Annotated in this window: 17 protein-coding genes; 10 read left to right on the top strand and 7 right to left on the bottom strand. The window is 63.2% G+C overall.

Annotated elements, in window-relative coordinates; genetic code table 11:
- Positions 1-64: 64 nt before the first annotated feature.
- Positions 65-1,468 carry a UDP-N-acetylmuramate:L-alanyl-gamma-D-glutamyl-meso-diaminopimelate ligase gene (gene mpl, locus M2375_RS02955; RefSeq protein ID WP_259163821.1) on the bottom strand — a complete coding sequence of 468 codons (1,404 nt, stop codon included), beginning with the start codon at positions 1,466-1,468 and terminating at the stop codon, positions 65-67.
- A gap of 105 nt (positions 1,469-1,573) precedes the next feature.
- Here mpl and M2375_RS02950 point away from each other — a divergent pair, with 105 nt between their 5' ends.
- The 7 genes from M2375_RS02950 (at position 1,574) to M2375_RS02920 (ending at position 8,218) form a co-directional block, all read left to right on the top strand.
- A complete protein-coding gene (locus M2375_RS02950) occupies positions 1,574-2,167 on the top strand; it encodes a hypothetical protein (protein WP_259163819.1) in 594 nt (197 codons plus the stop codon).
- 6 nt (positions 2,168-2,173) lie between these two features.
- Entirely contained in the window at positions 2,174-2,758 is a 585-nt protein-coding gene (locus tag M2375_RS02945) for a TlpA disulfide reductase family protein (RefSeq protein ID WP_259163818.1), read from the top strand.
- 118 nt (positions 2,759-2,876) lie between these two features.
- On the top strand, positions 2,877-3,329 hold the full coding sequence (gene accB / locus M2375_RS02940) for an acetyl-CoA carboxylase biotin carboxyl carrier protein (protein WP_259163817.1): 453 nt from the start codon (positions 2,877-2,879) through the stop codon (positions 3,327-3,329).
- Positions 3,330-3,339: 10 nt separating this feature from the next.
- Entirely contained in the window at positions 3,340-4,695 is a 1,356-nt protein-coding gene (gene accC / locus M2375_RS02935) for an acetyl-CoA carboxylase biotin carboxylase subunit (RefSeq protein ID WP_259163816.1), read from the top strand.
- A 74-nt stretch (positions 4,696-4,769) separates the two neighbouring features.
- On the top strand, positions 4,770-5,690 hold the full coding sequence (gene prmA / locus M2375_RS02930) for a 50S ribosomal protein L11 methyltransferase (protein ID WP_259163815.1): 921 nt from the start codon (positions 4,770-4,772) through the stop codon (positions 5,688-5,690).
- 25 nt (positions 5,691-5,715) lie between these two features.
- Positions 5,716-7,290: a zinc-ribbon and DUF3426 domain-containing protein gene (locus tag M2375_RS02925; protein WP_259163813.1), complete on the top strand. Its 1,575-nt coding sequence runs from the start codon at positions 5,716-5,718 to the stop codon at positions 7,288-7,290.
- Between the two features lie 25 nt (positions 7,291-7,315).
- Positions 7,316-8,218 (top strand): carbohydrate kinase family protein, encoded by a 903-nt coding sequence (locus M2375_RS02920; RefSeq protein WP_259163812.1) that lies wholly within the window; start codon positions 7,316-7,318, stop codon positions 8,216-8,218.
- A 92-nt stretch (positions 8,219-8,310) separates the two neighbouring features.
- On the opposite strand, the gene M2375_RS02915 is transcribed toward M2375_RS02920, so the two are convergent.
- The 5 genes from M2375_RS02915 to M2375_RS02895 all read right to left on the bottom strand — a co-directional run bounded on the left by M2375_RS02915 (position 8,311) and on the right by M2375_RS02895 (position 13,865).
- Complete coding sequence (locus M2375_RS02915; RefSeq protein WP_259163811.1) at positions 8,311-8,796, bottom strand: GNAT family N-acetyltransferase; 486 nt, start codon at positions 8,794-8,796, stop codon at positions 8,311-8,313.
- 85 nt (positions 8,797-8,881) lie between these two features.
- A complete protein-coding gene (locus tag M2375_RS02910) occupies positions 8,882-9,931 on the bottom strand; it encodes a bifunctional nicotinamide-nucleotide adenylyltransferase/Nudix hydroxylase (protein WP_259163810.1) in 1,050 nt (349 codons plus the stop codon).
- A 109-nt stretch (positions 9,932-10,040) separates the two neighbouring features.
- On the bottom strand, positions 10,041-11,741 hold the full coding sequence (locus tag M2375_RS02905) for an NAD+ synthase (RefSeq protein ID WP_259163809.1): 1,701 nt from the start codon (positions 11,739-11,741) through the stop codon (positions 10,041-10,043).
- 10 nt (positions 11,742-11,751) lie between these two features.
- On the bottom strand, positions 11,752-12,939 hold the full coding sequence (pncB, locus tag M2375_RS02900) for a nicotinate phosphoribosyltransferase (RefSeq protein ID WP_259163808.1): 1,188 nt from the start codon (positions 12,937-12,939) through the stop codon (positions 11,752-11,754).
- Positions 12,940-13,007: 68 nt separating this feature from the next.
- Positions 13,008-13,865 (bottom strand): cysteine hydrolase, encoded by an 858-nt coding sequence (locus tag M2375_RS02895; RefSeq protein WP_259163807.1) that lies wholly within the window; start codon positions 13,863-13,865, stop codon positions 13,008-13,010.
- Positions 13,866-14,029: 164 nt separating this feature from the next.
- Between M2375_RS02895 and M2375_RS02890 the strand changes: the two genes are divergently transcribed.
- Positions 14,030-14,713, top strand: a complete 684-nt coding sequence (locus M2375_RS02890; RefSeq protein WP_259163806.1) for an NrtR DNA-binding winged helix domain-containing protein — start codon at positions 14,030-14,032, stop codon at positions 14,711-14,713.
- Positions 14,714-14,783: 70 nt separating this feature from the next.
- Here the strand turns inward: M2375_RS02890 and metK are convergent, their stop codons facing one another.
- Positions 14,784-15,971, bottom strand: a complete 1,188-nt coding sequence (gene metK, locus M2375_RS02885) for a methionine adenosyltransferase (RefSeq protein WP_259163804.1) — start codon at positions 15,969-15,971, stop codon at positions 14,784-14,786.
- Positions 15,972-16,103: 132 nt separating this feature from the next.
- On the opposite strand from metK, the gene M2375_RS02880 reads away from it, so the two are divergent.
- Together M2375_RS02880 and M2375_RS02875 are read left to right on the top strand one after the other, a co-directional pair.
- Complete coding sequence (locus tag M2375_RS02880) at positions 16,104-16,964, top strand: lysophospholipid acyltransferase family protein (protein ID WP_259163802.1); 861 nt, start codon at positions 16,104-16,106, stop codon at positions 16,962-16,964.
- Complete coding sequence (locus M2375_RS02875) at positions 16,957-17,826, top strand: lysophospholipid acyltransferase family protein (protein WP_259163801.1); 870 nt, start codon at positions 16,957-16,959, stop codon at positions 17,824-17,826. Before M2375_RS02880 ends, M2375_RS02875 begins: the two co-directional genes overlap by 8 nt.
- Positions 17,827-17,880: the final 54 nt, after the last annotated feature.

The raw sequence follows: 17,880 nt of genomic DNA, 5'->3' as shown, positions 1-17,880 counted from the left end.
GAAAAGCGAGCCTATGGGCTCGCTTTTTTCTGGGCAGGGCGCTTGAGGGTGGAGCCGGGGCTTGTCAGCCCCGTGCCGCCAGCGCCTGCAGCAGTTTGGTGTGGATACCCCCAAAACCACCGTTGCTCATGCAGACGATGACATCGCCTGGCCGCGCGGCAGCCAGTACCTGGGCGAGCAGGGCGTCGATGTTGTTGGCGGTCTGCGCGCGTGTGCCCATGGGGGCCAGGGCCTGGGCGGCATCCCAATCCAGACCGGCGGTATGGCAAAAGGCCAGGTTGGCCGATTCCAGTGACCAGGGCAGCTGCGATTTCATCGTGCCCAGCTTCATGGTGTTGCTGCGCGGCTCGAACACCGCAAGAATGCGGGTTTGGGCGCCCACCTGCTGGCGCAGGCCATCCAAGGTGGTGCGGATGGCGGTGGGGTGGTGGGCGAAGTCATCGAACACCTGGATGCCGGCGGCGGTGCCGCGCAGTTCCATGCGGCGTTTGACATTCTGAAAGCGCGACAGTGCCTGCGCAGCCTGCGCGGGCGCCACACCCACATGCTGGGCGGCGGCCATGGCGGCGAGTGCATTCATCTGGTTGTGCACGCCGCTCAGGCCCCATTGCACCTTGCCGACTGCTTCGCCCTTGTAAAACACCTCGAAGTTAGACGGGTCGCCTTCGGCGCGCATCTCGTCGATGGCGGCGCCAAAGCGCACCACCTCGCTCCAGCAACCTTGGTGCAGCACACGGGTCAGGCTCTCTTCCACCCCGTTGGCAACCACGCGGCCGCTGGCCGGCACGGTGCGTACCAGGTGGTGGAACTGGCGCTCAATCGCTGCCAGGTCATCAAAGATGTCGGCATGGTCGAATTCCAGGTTGTTCAATACGGCGGTGCGGGGGCGGTAATGCACAAACTTGCTGCGCTTGTCGAAGAAGGCGGTGTCGTATTCGTCCGCTTCGATCACAAACACGGGCCGGGGGTCGCCCTCTCCAGGCCGGGTGGGCGCGCCCAGGCGGGCTGAAACGCCAAAATCCAGTGGTACGCCGCCCACCAAAAAGCCCGGCTGCAAGCCGGCGGCCTCCAAAATCCAGGTCAGCATCGAGGTGGTGGTGGTTTTACCGTGGGTGCCAGCCACGGCCAGCACATGCCGGCCCTGCAGCACATGCTCGGCCAGCCATTGGGGGCCACTGGTGTAGGGGGCGCCCGCATCCAGGATGGCTTCCATCAGCGGAAACTTGGGCGAGCCATCGTCCAGACGGGCACGGCTGACCACATTGCCGACCACGAACATGTCGGGCTGCAGCGCGAGCTGGTCGGCCCCATAGCCTTCCACCAGGTCGATGCCCAGCGCCCGCAGCTGGTCGCTCATCGGCGGGTAGACACCGCTGTCGCAGCCCGTTACCTTGTGACCGGCCTCACGTGCCAAGGCCGCCACTCCACCCATGAAGGTGCCACAGATACCCAGAATATGAATGTGCATGGAGGCCGATTCTACGGCCCGTCCAGCCAAGCCCTGTGCTCTGCTGCCTCGCAATTGCAAGCAAGTGCCGTCGGGCTGGCAGAAAATCCGACACAATGGACCGCTATGACTGATGCAAGCTGGGAAATTGCGAACACTGCTGCGCGCATGGTGGTGGAAGAGGGCTTGGAATGGGGGCCCGCCAAGAAGCGCGCTGCCAAACAGCTGGGGCTGCCCGGACGCGCAGCCCTGCCAGACAATGACGTGCTGGAAGCGGCTGTGCGTGAGTATTTGGCGCTGTTCTGTGGCGACACCCAGCCCGCTGAGCTGCTTGCGCTGCGCGAGTGGGCGCTGCTGTGGATGGAGCGCATGGCGGCCTTCAGGCCCTATCTGGCAGGTGCCGTGTGGAACGGCACGGCCACGCGGCTGTCCGACATTTACATACAGTTGTTCTGTGATGACTCCAAATCCGCCGAGATTGCGTTGATAGACCATGGGGTGCGCTACGAGGTGTCGTCGATCAACGGCTTCCATGGCGAAACCGTGGATGCCCTGTCTATCAGCAGCTTTTGCAAGCCGCTGAACGAAAGCATTGGCGTGCACTACCTGGTCTATGACCTGGATGACCTGCGGGGTGCCCTCAAACCTGACAGTCGGGGCCGTGTCCCCCGTGGCTCGCTGGATGCGGTGCGCCGCCTGTTGACCGAACCCAAGGAGTGATGCCTGATGCAAACACCTGAGCGCGAGGCTGTGGATACAGCCCACACCTTGGCATCCCCCACGGTGTCGCGACGCCGCAGGCAGCTGCTGACGGGGGGCGTGGCGGGCGCTGCGCTGGCTGCCGGTGCGGGTTGGGCTTGGTGGCAGCATCGCCTGGGGCAGCCCAGCGCTGCCGCTTTGGATGGCATTTGGGGCCAGGCCTTTGCGGCGCCGGGCGGGCAGGGCGAAGTGCGCATGCAGGCCTTCCAGGGCAAGCCTTTGCTGCTCAATTTTTGGGCGACCTGGTGCCCGCCTTGCGTGGATGAGCTGCCCATGCTCAACCAGTTCTACCAAGCGCAGCGCGACAAAGGTTGGCAGGTGCTCGGCCTGGCGGTGGACCAGGATGCGGCGGTGCAGCGTTTTCTGCAGCGCATGCCCTTGGCGTTTCCGGTGGCGATTGCCGGCCTGAGCGGCACACAGCTCACACGCGATCTGGGCAATTCCGCCGGCGGCCTACCGTTTACAGTGGTATTTGGTAGGCAAGGTGAGGTTCAACATCGTAAAATGGGGCAACTTCTTGCATCTGACTTGCAAAATTGGGCAAGTCTATAAGGTATGCAAGCCGGGGCGGCAGTGTTGCCGTTGATCAAAAATCAAAGATATTGAGTCAAATAGGGCGAAATTGGAGTAAATTTGCGCCCTGTTTGATTTTCTAGCCGTTGGAGCTCCCATGGATTTACGCAAGCTGAAAACCCTGATCGATCTCGTGTCCGAGTCGAATGTCTCGGAGTTGGAAATCACCGAAGCAGAAGGCAAGGTTCGCATTGTGAAGGGCGGCGGCGCTGTGGTACAGCAAATGATGGCTGCACCTGCGTTGCCCGTTGCGGCCCCCGTGGCTGCGGCACCCGCAGCCGCTGCTGCGGCAGACGCTGCACCCGCTGCGGCGCAAGGCCATACGGTCAAGTCGCCCATGGTCGGCACTTTCTACCGCTCGTCCGCGCCCGGTGCCAAGGCTTTTGTCGAAATCGGCAGCCAGGTCAAGGAAGGCGACACCGTGTGCATCATTGAAGCGATGAAGATCCTCAATGAGATCGAAGCCGACAAATCGGGCACGATCAAGCAGATCCTGGGCGAGAACGGCCAGGCCGTGGAATTTGGTCAGCCCTTGTTCATCATTGAATAAGGCCTAGCCCATGTTCAAGAAAATTCTGGTTGCCAACCGCGGAGAGATCGCCCTGCGTGTGCAGCGCGCTTGCCGCGAGCTGGGCATCAAGGCCGTCATGGTCTATTCAGAGGCGGACCGCGACGCCAAGTATGTGAAGCTGGCCGATGAGGCCGTGTGCATTGGCCCGGCTCCGTCGGCCCAAAGCTACCTGAACATGCCCGCCATCATCTCGGCTGCCGAGGTGACCGACGCCGAAGCCATCCACCCCGGTTATGGCTTTCTGTCCGAGAACGCCGACTTTGCCGAGCGTGTGGAAAAGAGTGGCTTCCAGTTCATTGGTCCATCGCCTGAGTCCATCCGCATCATGGGTGACAAGGTCTCGGCCAAGCAGGCCATGATCAAGGCGGGCGTGCCCTGCGTGCCTGGCTCCGATGGCGAATTGCCTGACGACCCGGCGCTGATCCGCCGCATTGCCAAGGCCATTGGCTACCCGGTGATCATCAAGGCCGCTGGCGGCGGCGGTGGCCGTGGCATGCGCGTGGTGCACACCGAAGCGGCCCTGGTCAATGCCGTGCAGATGACCAAGGCCGAAGCTGGTGCAGCCTTCGGCAATCCTGCGGTGTACATGGAAAAGTACCTGCAGAACCCGCGCCACATCGAAATCCAGGTGATGGCCGACAAGTTCAAGAACGCCGTCTACCTGGGCGAGCGTGACTGCTCCATGCAGCGCCGCCACCAAAAGGTCATTGAAGAGGCTCCGGCCCCTGGCATTCCACGCCGCCTGATCGAAAAGATCGGTGACCGCTGCGTGGCCGCTTGCAAGAAGATCGGCTACCGGGGTGCGGGTACGTTCGAGTTTCTGTACGAAAACGGCGAGTTCTATTTCATCGAAATGAACACCCGCGTGCAGGTCGAGCACCCCGTGACCGAATGGATCACCGGTGTGGATATCGTCGGCACCCAGATCATGGTGGCCGCTGGCGAGAAACTGCCGTTCACGCAGCGCCAGATCAACGCGCAGATGCGCGGCCATGCGATTGAATGCCGAATCAACGCCGAAGATGCCTACAAATTCACCCCGTCTCCAGGCCGGGTGACCACCTGGCACATGCCGGGCGGACCGGGTGTACGTGTAGATACGCATGTGTATGCGAACTACTTTGTGCCGCCGAACTACGACTCGATGATCGGCAAGCTGATTGTCTATGGCGACACCCGCGAACAGGCCATCGCCCGTATGCGTACGGCGTTGCTGGAGACGGCGGTCGAGGGTATTTCGACCAATATCCCGCTGCATTCGGAGCTGATGGTGGATGCCAAGTTCAATGCCGGTGGCACCAATATCCACTATCTGGAAGAGTGGCTGGCCGCGCGCAAGCGCTGATGCGCCCCCTTTGATCGTGATAGATGCTGGCATTTCCAAGGGAATGCCAGCTTTTTGCTTTAAGGAAACCTGTCATGTACGAACTGTGCCTGATGTGCCCGGAGGACCGGGTCGAGAGCGTGAGTGAAGCGCTGGATGCGCTCGATGCGCTCAGCGTCTCGGTCGAAGATGCCGATGCCCAGACCGATGCCGAACAGGCCTTGTTTGGCGAGCCCGGCATGCCCCCGCCCAAGGATGGCTGGCAGCGCAGCCGCATGGTGGCACTGTTCCCGCAGCGCGCTGCGGCCCAAGAGGCGCAGAGCCTGCTGCAGTTGCAGGATTTCTTTGAAGGTTGCGAGCTGCTGGGCATCCGAGAGGTGGCCGAGCAGGACTGGGTTCGCCTGACCCAATCCCAGTTCGCGCCCGTAGATATCACCCCCGATTTCTGGATCGTGCCCACCTGGCATGAACTGCCAGCAGCCGCCACCCGCAGCATTCGCCTGGATCCGGGCCTGGCCTTTGGTACCGGCACCCACCCCACCACCCGCATGTGCCTGCGCTGGATTGCGCAGCGCGGGGCGCAAGGACAGGATCTGGGCCGCGTGCTCGATTACGGCTGCGGCTCTGGCATCCTAGCCATTGGCGCTGCCAAGTTTGGTGCGGTGGACATCGATGCGGTGGACATCGACACCGCCGCCGTGGAAGCGACCGAGTACAACGCCCAGGCCAACCGCGTGCAACTGCATGCTGGCCTGCCCGATGCGGCCCAGGGCGAGTACCAAACGGTGTTGGCCAACATCCTGGCGACACCGCTGAAAGTGCTGGCGCCGCTGTTGTGCGCGCATGTCGCCAGCGGCGGCCACCTGGTGCTGGCCGGTATTCTGGAGCGCCAGACCGATGAGCTCAAAGCGGCCTATGCCCCTTATCTGCAGCTGAACGTGGCCGATACCGAAGACGGCTGGGTGCTGATGACGGCACATCGCGCGGCCGATGCCGCCGCCGAGGCAGGCCGCTGAACTTCTGACTCTACAATCGACTGCGATGAGCCAGATAACGCGTTGCCCCCAGTGCCAGACCCGCTTCAAGGTGGTGGATGACCAGTTGCGCATATCCGATGGCTGGGTGCGCTGCGGCAAGTGCAAAGCGGTGTTTGATGCGCTCGCCCACCTGGTGCCGGGCGCGGCTGCACCAGCCTCTGACCAGGCGCAGCCCGCTGCTGCGCCAGCGCCCAGGCAGGCGGCAGCGGCTTTGGCCTCGGCTTTTGCCGCAGTGCCAGCCGCCAAAGGCGAGGCTGCTGCGGTGCTGATGACGCAGAACTCGCTGCAGATCGATCCGAATGCCCAGGTGCCCGAGCTGTCGGTGCTGGTGTTCCCGCGCCGCGCCAACCTGGGCGGCGATTCGGGCTATGTGGATTCCTCGTGGATGCAGGCCTACGAAGACGAGGCTGCGGCGGCGCAACCGCTGCAGCCGCCTGCCGTGGCGGCGGACCGCAGTGGGCTGGAGAGCCAATGGCAGCCGCTCGCTGACCAGCGGCCACCCTCGCTGCGCAGCAGCCGCGTGGATTTTTCTGCCACCGATGACCTGGCCGAGCTCCAGGCCCGTGAGGGGCGCTTGCTCGAAGCCATGGCCGAGCGCCAAAAGCCCGCCGAGTCAGCGCCGCAGGCGCAGCTCCCCACGCCCGCAACCCCCTTGCCCAGCAGCGACGCGGGCCTGCCGCTGGCACCGTCCTCGCCATCCAGCCGATTGCCTGATCGGGCCGACCCGGCCGTTGAAGATGCCCCCGCTGGGGAGGCGGTTTACGCAGCGGCAGCAGATGTGGCGCCAGCGGCGCAGATGGCTGCCGCCGTGCCTGAGGGCCAGCGCCGCGAAGACGAGGCACTGCTGCGCGACCCCGCATTGGCCGGGCGCACGCTGGGCGCTGGCAAGGTGGAGCCCACGCTGGCGGCAGCGACCAACTATGTTGCACAGATGGACGAAGCCGTGGCGGCTGCCGATGCAGCGGCTGCCGATGCAGCGGCTGTCGACACAGCGGCTGTCGATACAGCGGCTGTCGATACAGCGGCTGTCGATGCCGCCGCTTCTGCCGGCAAGGACGCCGCTGTGGAGCCCGGCTTTGTGCGCGCAGCCAAGCGCAAGGCCTTCTGGCGCAAGCCCTGGGTGGTTGTGCTGTCGTTGTTGCTCAGCCTGCTGTTGCTGGCGGCCTTGCTGCTGCAAGTGGCGCTGACCCAGCGTGACCGGCTGGCCTTGGCACAACCGCAGTGGCGGCCCGCGCTGCAAGCGGCCTGCCGCCTGGCGGGTTGCGAGATTGCCGTGCCACGGCAACTGCAGGCCGTCTCTATCGACAGCATCAGCTTCAATGCCGTGGGGCCGCGCCAGTTCAGGCTGCGTGTGGTCTTGCGCAATGCCGCCGATGACCCGGTGGCTGTCCCCTCCTTGGAGCTGAGCCTCAACGACGCCGCAGAAAAGCTGGTGCTACGCCGCGTGCTGGGTCCGCAGGATCTGCAGGCGCCCGCAGCGCTGGATGCCCATGGCGAGTGGACGGCAGAGATGGTCATTGAGGTGGCAGAGGCCGCCGGTGATGTAGTGGGCTACCGGGTGCTCGCCTTTTACCCTTAAATTGAATAACAGAAAGAATGCATCCATGGCTTCGCTGATTTGCGGCTCGCTCGCGTTTGACAACATCATGACCTTTTCGGGCCGCTTTGCCGACCAGATCATGCCCGATCAGATCCACATCCTGAACGTGTCCTTTCTGGTGCCGACCTTGCGCCGGGATTTTGGCGGCTGCGCGGGCAATATTGCCTACGCGCTGAACCTGCTGGGCGGCCAGGCGCTGCCGATGGCCGTGGTGGGCCATGACGGCGATGGCTATGTGGCGCATTTCAAGGCGCTGGGCATCGACACGCGCTTTATCAAAAAGCTCGACGACCACTACACCGCCCAGTGCATGATCACCACCGACATGGACAACAACCAGATCACCGCTTTCCACCCTGGCGCGATGATGCAGGCCCATGAAAACACCATCACCAAGGACTGCGGCGCAGCCATCGGCATCGTGGCGCCCGATGGCCGTGACGCCATGCTCCAGCATGCCGAGCAGCTGCATGCCGCTGGCATCCCCTTTGTGTTTGACCCCGGCCAGGGCCTGCCGATGTTCGATGGCAATGACTTGCGCCATTTCATCAGCCTGGCCACTTGGGTGACCGTGAACGACTACGAAGGCAAGATGCTGAGCGAACGCACCGGCCTGTCGTTTGCTGAAATTTCTAACCAAGTGCAAGCCCTGATGGTGACCTTGGGTGCTGAGGGCTGTGAGCTGTGGGAAAAGGGCGAGCGCAGCCATGTGCCTGGCCTCAAAGCCGCTGCGGTGGTGGACCCGACCGGCTGCGGCGATGCCTGGCGCGGTGGTTTGCTCTGGGGCCTGGAGCAGGGCCGCCCGCTGCGCAGCTGCGTGGAGCTGGGCAACCGCATGGGCGCCTTGAAGATTGCGGCACGTGGCCCGCAGAACTACCAGCTCGATTTCGACCCGGCTACGGTCTGAGGCCCGTGCATCTACAGCCCCAGCCAGCCCGCTACAACCAGGGCTTGACTGGGCGCTGATGGGGTTGTGAGGCTTGGCACCTTGGCGTCAGATCAGCCTTTGGCAAAGGCCTCCAGCGCCTCGCCCGTCATGCGGTAGCGAATCCATTCGCTCTGGGGCTTGGCACCCAGGCTGTCATAGAACTGGATCGATGGGGTGTTCCAGTCCAGCACGCTCCACTCGAAGCGGCCACAATCCTTGTCCACCGCAATGCGCGCCAGATGGCGCAACAAGGCCTTGCCCGCGCCGCTGCCACGGCTTGCGGGGTCGACATACAGGTCTTCCAGGTAGAGGCCATTGCGACCCTGCCAAGTGGAATAGTTGAAGAAATACACCGCAAAGCCAATCGCCTGGCCCTCTTGCTCGCAGACCAGGCCATGCGCGGTTGCGCCCGTGCTGAACATGGTCTTGTGCACATGGGCGGGTGTGGAGAGTACCTCGTGCTCGGCATTTTCATAGACCGCCAGATCGCGCACAAAACGCAGGATGGTGTTGGTGTCGTCGATGGTGGCGGGGCGGATGTGTAGGGATGTCGTCATAGGTCATGGGCCAAGGCAGCGCCCTGGCAGGTAGGTGGGCACCGCGCGGGCGGATCTGTATGCGTACCCAGGCTGGCGCTGCAGATCAATGCGATGCCGCCACGAGCTTTTGCAGAATCTGGAAATGGTCCTCAAAAAACTCGGCCTCGCGCGCGCGTATCGCATCGATGCTGAGCCAGAAGGCCTCAGCCGCATCATCGTCGGCACGCACGGCGGGCTTGGGGCTGCGCTGCAGGTCGAAATAGTGCACATGGGTGATGGTGCGGCCGCGCAAGCTGCGGTCGGGGTGGTCGAACACGGTGACCGATTGCAAGGCGGTCTGCAGCTGGGCTTCGTCCAGCGCGCAATGTGTCTCTTCCTGCAGCTCGCGCAAGCAAGATTGCCAGAGGCTGTCGCGCGGCTCGACAAAGCCGCCCGGTAGCGCCAACAGGCCTTGGCCAGGGGCATGGCCACGGCGTATCAGCAGCACCTCGTTGCCGCAGCGCAGCAGCGCATCGACGGTGACAAAGACCGGTGGGTAGGGCGCTGCCGCCCAGGAGGCCTGGTAGCGGCGCAGCATCTGCCATTCGGTCTGCAGCGCAGAATAGTCAGCGCTTTGGCGGAACTGCTGCAGAAACTGCAGTGCGCTGGCGGGCAGCATCGCAGCCAATGGGGCTAGCGCATCGGCCGAACCATCGCCTTGCAAGCCAAAATAGGCGTCGCGGATGGGGGTGGCGTCGATGCTGTTCTGGCGCGGCAGGCTCACCAGCTCCCAGCCCGGGAAGTGGGCCAGGTAGCTGCTGCTCTCGTCCTTGAAATGGCCCACCAGGCCAATGCGTGCGCCAGGTGTGCTGTGGCTGGTGACGGCTTCGCGCACGGCAGTCACCCAGCGCGGCTCGTCGTAGTAATCGCGGATGGGCACAAACACCAGGCGGGCTGCATCGGCCGGGCTGAGTGCTGCGGCAAACATCTGCGCGCGCTCTTGCCAGGTGAAGGGGTTCTTGGGGCTGCGGGCCTGCAGCGCCGAACCCAGCACCACCACCACCTTGGTGGCGCGGGCAAGGGCCTGCTGCAGCAAGGCCAGGTGGCCCAGGTGCGGCGGCTGGAAGCGGCCAATCAGTACGGCCAGGTCATAGTGCTCGGTAACTGCGGTCATGTCTCGGTGTCTTGGTGCCAGCGGGGGGTGTTGGCTTGGGATTATGCGCTGCGGACAGGCCTTGTTGCGGTTGAGCGTGCCAAGAGCGGCTGGCCGCCGTCCTTTGCGCTCAAGGGTAGTAGGCAGCAATCGGCATTTGCCGGCCGGTGCCAAAGGCGCGTGGGCGCAGCCGCAGGATGGGGGGCGCCTGGCGGCGCTTGTATTCGCTGCGGTGCACCATGCGCTGCACCTTGTCCACGGTTTGGCGCCCGGCCTCGGTCTGCATCAGCTTGTCGACAAAGAGGCGGGCGGCGTCGTACTCCTGGCTCGACAGGCGCTGGCCTTCGATCAGGATCTTGAGGATTTCATCGAGCACCGCATAGGGCGGCAGGCTGTCCTCGTCCTTTTGCTCGGGTGCCAGCTCGGCCGAAGGTGGTTTTTGGATGATGGCCTCGGGGATCAGCTCGCGCCCGGCGCTGTCATTGATATGGCGCGAGAGTGCAAACACCTCCGTCTTGTACAGATCGCCAATCAGGCCCAGGCCGCCATTGGTGTCGCCATACAGGGTGCAGTAGCCCACCGAGATTTCAGACTTGTTGCCCGTGGTCAGCAGCAGGTGGCCGAAGGCGTTGCTGTACTCCATCAGGATGGTGCCTCGGATGCGCGCCTGGACGTTCTCCAGCGGCAGGCCTTGCAATGGGGTGCCAAAGCTGGCCTCAAACTGCTGGGCATAGCCCTGCACCAGTTCGGCAATGGGGTGGGTGTGCAGCGCGATGCCCAGGTTGCGGCACAGCGCCAGCGAGTCGTCCACCGAGCCGCTGGAGGAATAATGCGAGGGCATGGTGATGCCCACCACGTTCTGGGGGCCGAGCGCCTCGGCGGCCAAGGCCAGCGTCAGCGCCGAATCGATGCCGCCGGAGCTGCCGACCACGACCTGGCGGAAGCCGCAGCGGCGCGCATAGTCGCGCAGGCCCAGAACGGTCTGCTGGCGGTAGAACTCCATCGTGGGCAGGCCCTGTGCCGCTGGGGTGGCGGGCCGCGTGCCATCGGGCAGGCAGAAGTCGCCATTGTCAAAGCCCAAGGTGCAGACGGTTTGCACAAAGCGCGGCGCTTCCCAGACGATGCCGCGCTCGGGCTGCACCGCAAATGAGGCACCGTCGAACACGATCTGGTCCTGGCCACCAATCTGGTTGACATAGAGAATCGGCAGCCCATGGCGGCGCGCGGCCTGGCTGAAGATGTGGTGGCGCTCCTCGCGCTTGCCCAGATGGCTGGGGCTGGCATTGATGCTGACGACCACATCGGGGGCGGCGTCGGCCATGCGCTCGAAGGGGTTGGTGGCGTAGTCGGCGCCGCTGTCGTTCCAGCCGTCTTCGCAGATCAGAAAGCCAACCTGCATCTGACCGATGCGCAGCACCTTGGCTGCATCGCGGCCGGGCTCGAAGTGGCGGCGCTCGTCAAAGATGTTGTAGGTGGGCAGCAGCTGCTTGTCGTACTGCAGGCGGATGCTGCCGTTGTGCAGCACCAGCAGGCTGTTGTGCAGGTGTTTGCCAGGGCCTGCCGCGCGGGTGGGGGCGCCCAGCACCCAGTGCAGCTCGGGCAGCTGCTGGCTCTCTCGCAACAGGCGTGCAATGCCGGCGTCGACCCGGTCCAGAAAGTCGGGCTCGTCGAGCAGATCGCCGGGGTAGTAGGCGGTTAGCGACAGCTCGGCAAAGACGACCAGCTGTGCGCCCTCGGCCTGCGCCTGGCGGGCGGCGGCGACCATCTGGTCGATGTTGCCATCCATGTCGCCCACGGTGGGGTTGAGTTGGGCCAGGGTGATCTTGAGCATGGCAGCCCCCTTAATGCGTCACATGAAAGACTTGCTTGAGGTAGGCCAGGTAGGTCTCATCGTCGCACAGGGTCTTGCCCGGGCTGTCGCTGAGTTTGGCCACCGGCTGGCCATTGGCGTGGGTGAGCTTCATCACGATGTTGAGCTGCTTGAGGCCCATGTCGTTGGCCAGCTGGGTGCCTATGCCAAAGCCGCACTGGATGCGGTCGGCAAAGTGCTGGTAGAGCGCCAGGGCCGTGTCCAAGGTCAGGCCATCGGAGAACACCAGGCGCTTGGCATGCGCATTGATGCGCAGCTTGGCGTAGTGGGCCAGCGCTTTTTCGCCCCATTCATAGGGGTCGCCCGAGTCATGGCGCAAGCCGTCGAACAGCTTGGCAAAGTACATGTCGAAGTCGGCGAGGAAGGCGTCCATGCCCACGGTATCGGTCAGCGCAATGCCCAGGTCACCGCGGTATTCCTGCACCCAGTCTTCCAGTGCGGCGATCTGAAAATCGCGCAGACGCACCCCGTGGGCCTGGTAGCTTTGCAGGTATTCATGGGCCATGGTGCCGATGGGCACCAGGTTCAGATCGCGGGCCAGCAGCACGTTGGAGGTGCCTTTGAACCACTGCGCCGTCTGCGTGGCAAAGGCTTGCACCACCTCGCGCTGCCAGGGCGCAGAAAAGCGGCGGCGCACGCCAAAGTCAAACAGCTCGAAGGGATGGCGGTGCTTGGCCTCTTGCGCCAGCTCTTGCAGGCGCACTATTTTTGCGCCCAGGCGTTTGCGCCCTTCGGCGAGGGCGCTGGCCTGGTCAAAGCGGCGGAAGTACAGCTCGTTGACGATGGAGAGCACAAAAATCTCGAAGCCCATCACATGCACCTGGGGACCATGGGCGACGATGCGCAGGCCGTCGCCATCGGCCTCGACTTCAATGAAATCGCGCTGGAACTGAAAGATGCGCAGAAAGTCGATGAAATCGCTTTTCATGAAGCGCAGGCTGGCCAGGTAATCGAGCTCGTCTTTCTTGAATTTCAGCGCGCACAGCGCATCGATCTCGGCGCGGACCTCGTCCAGCAAATCCACTAGCGGAAACTCGGTCTGCGAGCGGCAGACAAAGCGGTAGGTGGATTGGGTCTGGGGATGGCGATGGAGCATGGCCTGCCACATCGTGAATTTGTACAAATCGGTGTCGAGCAGGCTGGTGATGATGGGCTGCATACCGCGTCTTTCTCTGTCAAAAATGAGAGCTTTCAGCGCTTATCCATCAAGCGCTGGAGTGCTAAAGGCTATAAATTGAAAGCATGGCTGGTTGTGCAGCGTACACCGACGGCGCGCATCTGCTGCAAAAAGGTGTCTTGCGCAGCCTCAAAGCCGGCAACCGGGCTGATGCAGTCGGTCAGCAGCACGATGCGCGAGAAATCCTCTGCGCCCCAGAGCGGCGCGATGTTCTGCACGATGTGCTCGGTGGTGGCGCGCACGCAGTGGCTGCCCGCTTCACCGGCAATCACCAGGGTATCGGCTTGCGCCAGCTGCTGCAGCAAGGCGGTGTTGAGGCCGGTTGCCGGGTCCTGCGGATCCGGTACCTCGGCGCGCAAGGCGCTGTAGTGTTCAGTCCATGGATTCATGCCTTTGAACACATGGTGCACGGCGCGCTGGCGCTGGCTTTGCCATTGGCGGCAGGCGTTTAATACGTCGGCGTGCACACCGTGGCCGATGCTGCCGATCTCGCAGTGCAGCGGCCAGACCATCAAGGTGTAGCGGCCCTGGGCCTCCAGCGCATCGAGGTAGGCCAGGGTGCGTTGGCGCTCGTCCGGGTTGCGAGGCCTGAAGCTGCCAGCGCGCATCTGGGCAGCGGTGATGGTGGTAAAGGGCGGCACCGCGCTGCCATCGCCTTGCTGCCAGAAGGTGGGGTGGGCAATGTCATAGGCCTGGTGGGAGTCGAGCGTGATGGTGATGCCATCCAGCTGCGGGCTTTGCTGCGCAATCCACTGCGCCAGGCGCTGCATGTCGGCATGGGCGCCCGCCACGGGCAGGCTGGGCGCAAAAGGGGCAGCGGCTGCAGCGCTGCTGGGGCGCCAGTCTGGCGGCAGATCGCAAAAGTCGTTTTGCGGGTCGATGATGAGCAGCTGTGTGCGTTGGCGCATGTCCTTCTCCTTCGATAAGATGCAGTCTACGCTAGTTAAAATATTTTTGCAACTAACTTGCCGGCGTGGTTTACAGCCCATCTTCAGCGTTCGGCCTGCATTTTTATTGATTCAACTGAGCTGCGGCGGCATACTGCCCTTCATGAAAAAGACTTGGTACAGAAATGAGTCAAAGTGAAACCGCCTCGAGCCAGGTGCTGACCACGGTGGATGTGGTGGTGCTGACCTTGGTGGATGGGGTGCTGAGCGTTGTACTGGTGCAGCGCGAGCGCGCGCCGTTTGCGGGGGTATGGGCTTTGCCAGGCGGCTATATCCATGCGCAAGAAGACGCCGATGCCCATGCCAGTGCCGCCCGCGTGCTGCGCAGCAAGGCGGGGATTGAAGAGGCCTACTTGGAACAGCTGGCGACTTTTAGCGGCCCGGCACGCGATCCGCGCGGCTGGTCGGTCGCCATCAGCTATTGCGCGCTGATCCCGCAGCAAAAGCTGCCCGCACAAAGGGTGAGTCTGAAGATCGTGCCCGTCCATGCCGCTGGCCAGCTGCCTTTTGACCATGGGCAGATCTTGCAGACAGCGCTGGCCCGGGTGCGCAGCAAGAGCCAGTACTCGTCGCTGCCGGTGCATTTTTTTGGCGAAAGCTTTAGCTTGCCGCAGTTGCAGCAGGTCTATGAATGCATTCTGGGCGAGCCTTTGAACAAGGTGAGCTTCCGCCGCAAGATGGACGAGCTGGGCATGCTGGAGCCGGTGCCTGGCGAAATGCAGGCGGGTGGCGCGCATCGGCCCGCGCAACTGCACCGGGTTCGGCCCGCGTTTCGGCAACAGCTGGCGCTGAGTGTGCGGGGGCTGTAAGGCTTTCGGTCGCTCAACGAAAAAATCCGCCGGGATTGCGCCAGGCGGATTTTGCAAGGGCTAAGCTGAATTACTTCAGACCCGCAGCAGCACGAAGCAGTGCTGCCTTATCGGTGCGCTCCCACGTGAACTCAGGTTCCTCGCGGCCAAAGTGGCCATAAGCTGCCGTCTTGCTGTAGATCGGGCGCAGCAGGTCCAGCATCTGGATGATGCCCTTGGGGCGCAGGTCAAAGTGCGCGGCTACCAGCTTGGCGATCTCGGCATCGGGGATCACGCCGGTGCCTTCGGTGTAGACGGTGATGTTCATCGGGCGGGCCACGCCGATGGCGTAGGCGACCTGCACTTGGCACTGGCGCGCCAGACCGGCAGCGACCACGTTCTTGGCGACGTAGCGGGCGGCGTAGGCAGCGGAGCGGTCCACCTTGGTTGGATCCTTGCCGGAGAAGGCGCCGCCGCCGTGTGGGCAGGCACCGCCGTAGGTGTCCACAATGATCTTGCGGCCGGTCAGGCCGCAGTCGCCTTGGGGTCCACCGACGACAAAACGGCCGGTGGGGTTGATCAGGTACTTGGTGTCCTGCAGCCACTCCGAAGGCAGCACCGGCTTGATGATCTCTTCGATGATGGCTTCGGTGAAGCTGGCCTTCATCTTGGTGGCAGTCTCCGACTGGTCGGGGCTGTGCTGGGTCGACAGCACCACGGTGTCGATGCTGTGGGGCTTGCCGTCCACATAGCGCAAAGTGACCTGGCTCTTGGCATCCGGACGCAGGAAAGGCAGACGGCCATCCTTGCGCAGTTGGGCCTGGCGCTCCATCAGACGGTGGGCGTAGTAGATGGGCGCGGGCATCAGCTCCGGGGTTTCGTCGCAGGCATAGCCAAACATCAGACCCTGGTCACCGGCGCCGGTGTTGAGCTCGTCATCGCTGGCCTTGTCCACGCCCTGGGCGATGTCCTGGCTTTGCTTGTCATAGGCCACCAGCACGGCACAGCCCTTATAGTCGATGCCGTAGTCGGTGTTGTCGTAGCCGATGCGCTTGATGGTGTCGCGTGCCACCTGGATGTAGTCCACATTGGCGCCGGTGGTGATTTCACCGGCCAATACCACCAAGCCGGTGTTGGTCAGTGTCTCGGCTGCCACGCGGCTGTGCGGATCTTGGGTGAAAATAGCGTCCAAAATCGCATCAGAGATCTGGTCGGCTACCTTATCGGGATGGCCTTCGGACACTGATTCCGAGGTGAACAGAAAATCGCTGTTTGCCATAAACAAAAACTCCTTCGTTAACTTGGGCAATGGCGTTGCCCGAGCCTTGAAGGAGCCTGGCGAACGCTTTAGCAGTTTGTTTTTAACGTCGCCCTGCAAGTTGCTCTTTAACTCAGCGACCGACATATTCTAATGCCTTTCTTGTTTCGACTCTTTGCTGCGCTGCCGTTGTGGCTATTGCATGGTCTGGGCGCTGGCCTGGGCTGGCTGACCTTTGCCGCGTCGCCGACCTACCGACGGCGTTTTCTGGCCAATGCCCGGCAGGCGGGCTATGCTTTTGCCGATATCCGCAAAGCGGTGGCCCATACCGGCCGCATGGTGGCCGAGGTGCCACGGCTGTGGTTTGGCGCGCCGCTGCCTTGCGATATCCATGGGGCCGAGGCCATCGAGCAGGCCTTGGCCGCTGGCAAAGGGATTGTGTTCCTGACGCCGCACATGGGCTGCTTTGAGCTGTCGGCGCAGTACATGGCGCGGCGCTGGGGCGTTGTGCATGGCCCCATCACCGTGCTCTACCGCCCGGCGCGCCAGGCCTGGCTGGCCAAGCTGATGGAGACGGCGCGTACGCGGCCCGGCCTGGCTTCTGCGCCCACGACGATGGCAGGCGTGCGCCAAATGATCAAGGCCTTGCGCCAAGGCCATAGCGTGGGCCTGTTGCCTGACCAGGTGCCGCCTGATGGCCAGGGCATGTGGGTGCCGTTTTTTGGCAAACCGGCCTACTCGATGACCTTGGCCGCCAAGTTGGCCCAGCAGACAGGCGCGGCTGTTATATTGGCGCGCTGTGTGCGTCGGCCGCTGGGCCGGGGCTTTGATCTGTATGTGCGCGGCCTGCAAGCGCCGCTGGCCCAGGAGCCCGAGGCTGCCGTATTGCAGATCAACCAGGAAATGGAGCAGCTGATCCGCGAGAGCCCTGAGCAGTATCTGTGGGGTTATGCGCGCTACAAGCAGCCGCGCAGCCTCGCTGCCGCTCCCTCGGAAGGTCAAAAGCATGGGTAAGTTGTTTATCGGGTGGATGTGGCTGATGTCACACCTGCCCTTGTCGGTATTGCGCGGCCTGGGCTGGTTGATGGGCCGGGCCTTGTTCTACCTGGTGCCATCGCGCCGCCGCATTGCCTTGCGCAACTTGGCGCTGTGCTTTCCCGAAGCGAGCGACGCGCAGCGCCTGACCTGGGCCAAGCAGAGCTTTGTGGTCTTCTGCCAAACTTGGCTGGACCGCAGTTGGCTGTGGTTTGCACCGCAAAAAACACTGGAAAAGCGCACGCGCATGACGGGCGCGCTACAGGAGCTCGAAGGCGATACCCCGACCATCATCTTTGCACCGCATTTCTACAGCATGGATGCGGGCGGAACGGCCCTGACCATCCACTGCAACCGGCCTTTCACCTCGATCTTCTCGACCCAGCCGAACGCCGATATCGATGCCTGGATTCGCAAGGGCCGGCAGCGCTTTGGCGATGTGCGCATGCTCAACCGCGATGACGGCATCAAGCCCATCATTGCCAGCCTGCGCAAGGACAAGGGTTTGCTGTACCTGCTGCCCGATATGGACTTTGGCCCGAACGACTCGCTGTTTGTGCCCTATTTTGGCCAGGTCGCTGCCACCATCCCCTCGCTGTCGCGCTTTGCCCGGTTGGGCAAGGCCAAGGTGATTGGCATGTACACGCGGCTGACGCCCGAGGGCTACGAGGTGACTATCTCGCCGGCTTGGCAGGATTTTCCCACCGACGATGTGGTGGCGGACACCACACGCCAGAACCGCGAACTCGAAGCCCAGATCCGCACCATGGTGCCGCAGTACTACTGGGTGCACAAGCGCTTCAAGACCCGGCCCGAAGGCCAGCCCTCGCTGTACCCATAAAGAACAAAGGCCCTTTCGGGCCTTTGTTGTCGCGCGCCTCGGCGGGCGCCCGAG

It is taken from the genome of Comamonas sp. BIGb0152, assembly GCF_024809975.1.
Classification (GTDB): Bacteria; Pseudomonadota; Gammaproteobacteria; order Burkholderiales; family Burkholderiaceae_C; genus Comamonas.
This window is presented reverse-complemented; position numbering and strand designations above follow the sequence as displayed.

Coding starts and splice junctions, on each gene's coding strand:
- mpl (WP_259163821.1), bottom strand. CDS start 1,468: ATGCACATTCATATTCTGGGTATCTGTGGCACCTTCATGGGTGGAGTG.
- M2375_RS02950 (WP_259163819.1), top strand. CDS start 1,574: ATGACTGATGCAAGCTGGGAAATTGCGAACACTGCTGCGCGCATGGTG.
- M2375_RS02945 (WP_259163818.1), top strand. CDS start 2,174: ATGCAAACACCTGAGCGCGAGGCTGTGGATACAGCCCACACCTTGGCA.
- accB (WP_259163817.1), top strand. CDS start 2,877: ATGGATTTACGCAAGCTGAAAACCCTGATCGATCTCGTGTCCGAGTCG.
- accC (WP_259163816.1), top strand. CDS start 3,340: ATGTTCAAGAAAATTCTGGTTGCCAACCGCGGAGAGATCGCCCTGCGT.
- prmA (WP_259163815.1), top strand. CDS start 4,770: ATGTACGAACTGTGCCTGATGTGCCCGGAGGACCGGGTCGAGAGCGTG.
- M2375_RS02925 (WP_259163813.1), top strand. CDS start 5,716: ATGAGCCAGATAACGCGTTGCCCCCAGTGCCAGACCCGCTTCAAGGTG.
- M2375_RS02920 (WP_259163812.1), top strand. CDS start 7,316: ATGGCTTCGCTGATTTGCGGCTCGCTCGCGTTTGACAACATCATGACC.
- M2375_RS02915 (WP_259163811.1), bottom strand. CDS start 8,796: ATGACGACATCCCTACACATCCGCCCCGCCACCATCGACGACACCAAC.
- M2375_RS02910 (WP_259163810.1), bottom strand. CDS start 9,931: ATGACCGCAGTTACCGAGCACTATGACCTGGCCGTACTGATTGGCCGC.
- M2375_RS02905 (WP_259163809.1), bottom strand. CDS start 11,741: ATGCTCAAGATCACCCTGGCCCAACTCAACCCCACCGTGGGCGACATG.
- pncB (WP_259163808.1), bottom strand. CDS start 12,939: ATGCAGCCCATCATCACCAGCCTGCTCGACACCGATTTGTACAAATTC.
- M2375_RS02895 (WP_259163807.1), bottom strand. CDS start 13,865: ATGCGCCAACGCACACAGCTGCTCATCATCGACCCGCAAAACGACTTT.
- M2375_RS02890 (WP_259163806.1), top strand. CDS start 14,030: ATGAGTCAAAGTGAAACCGCCTCGAGCCAGGTGCTGACCACGGTGGAT.
- metK (WP_259163804.1), bottom strand. CDS start 15,971: ATGGCAAACAGCGATTTTCTGTTCACCTCGGAATCAGTGTCCGAAGGC.
- M2375_RS02880 (WP_259163802.1), top strand. CDS start 16,104: ATGCCTTTCTTGTTTCGACTCTTTGCTGCGCTGCCGTTGTGGCTATTG.
- M2375_RS02875 (WP_259163801.1), top strand. CDS start 16,957: ATGGGTAAGTTGTTTATCGGGTGGATGTGGCTGATGTCACACCTGCCC.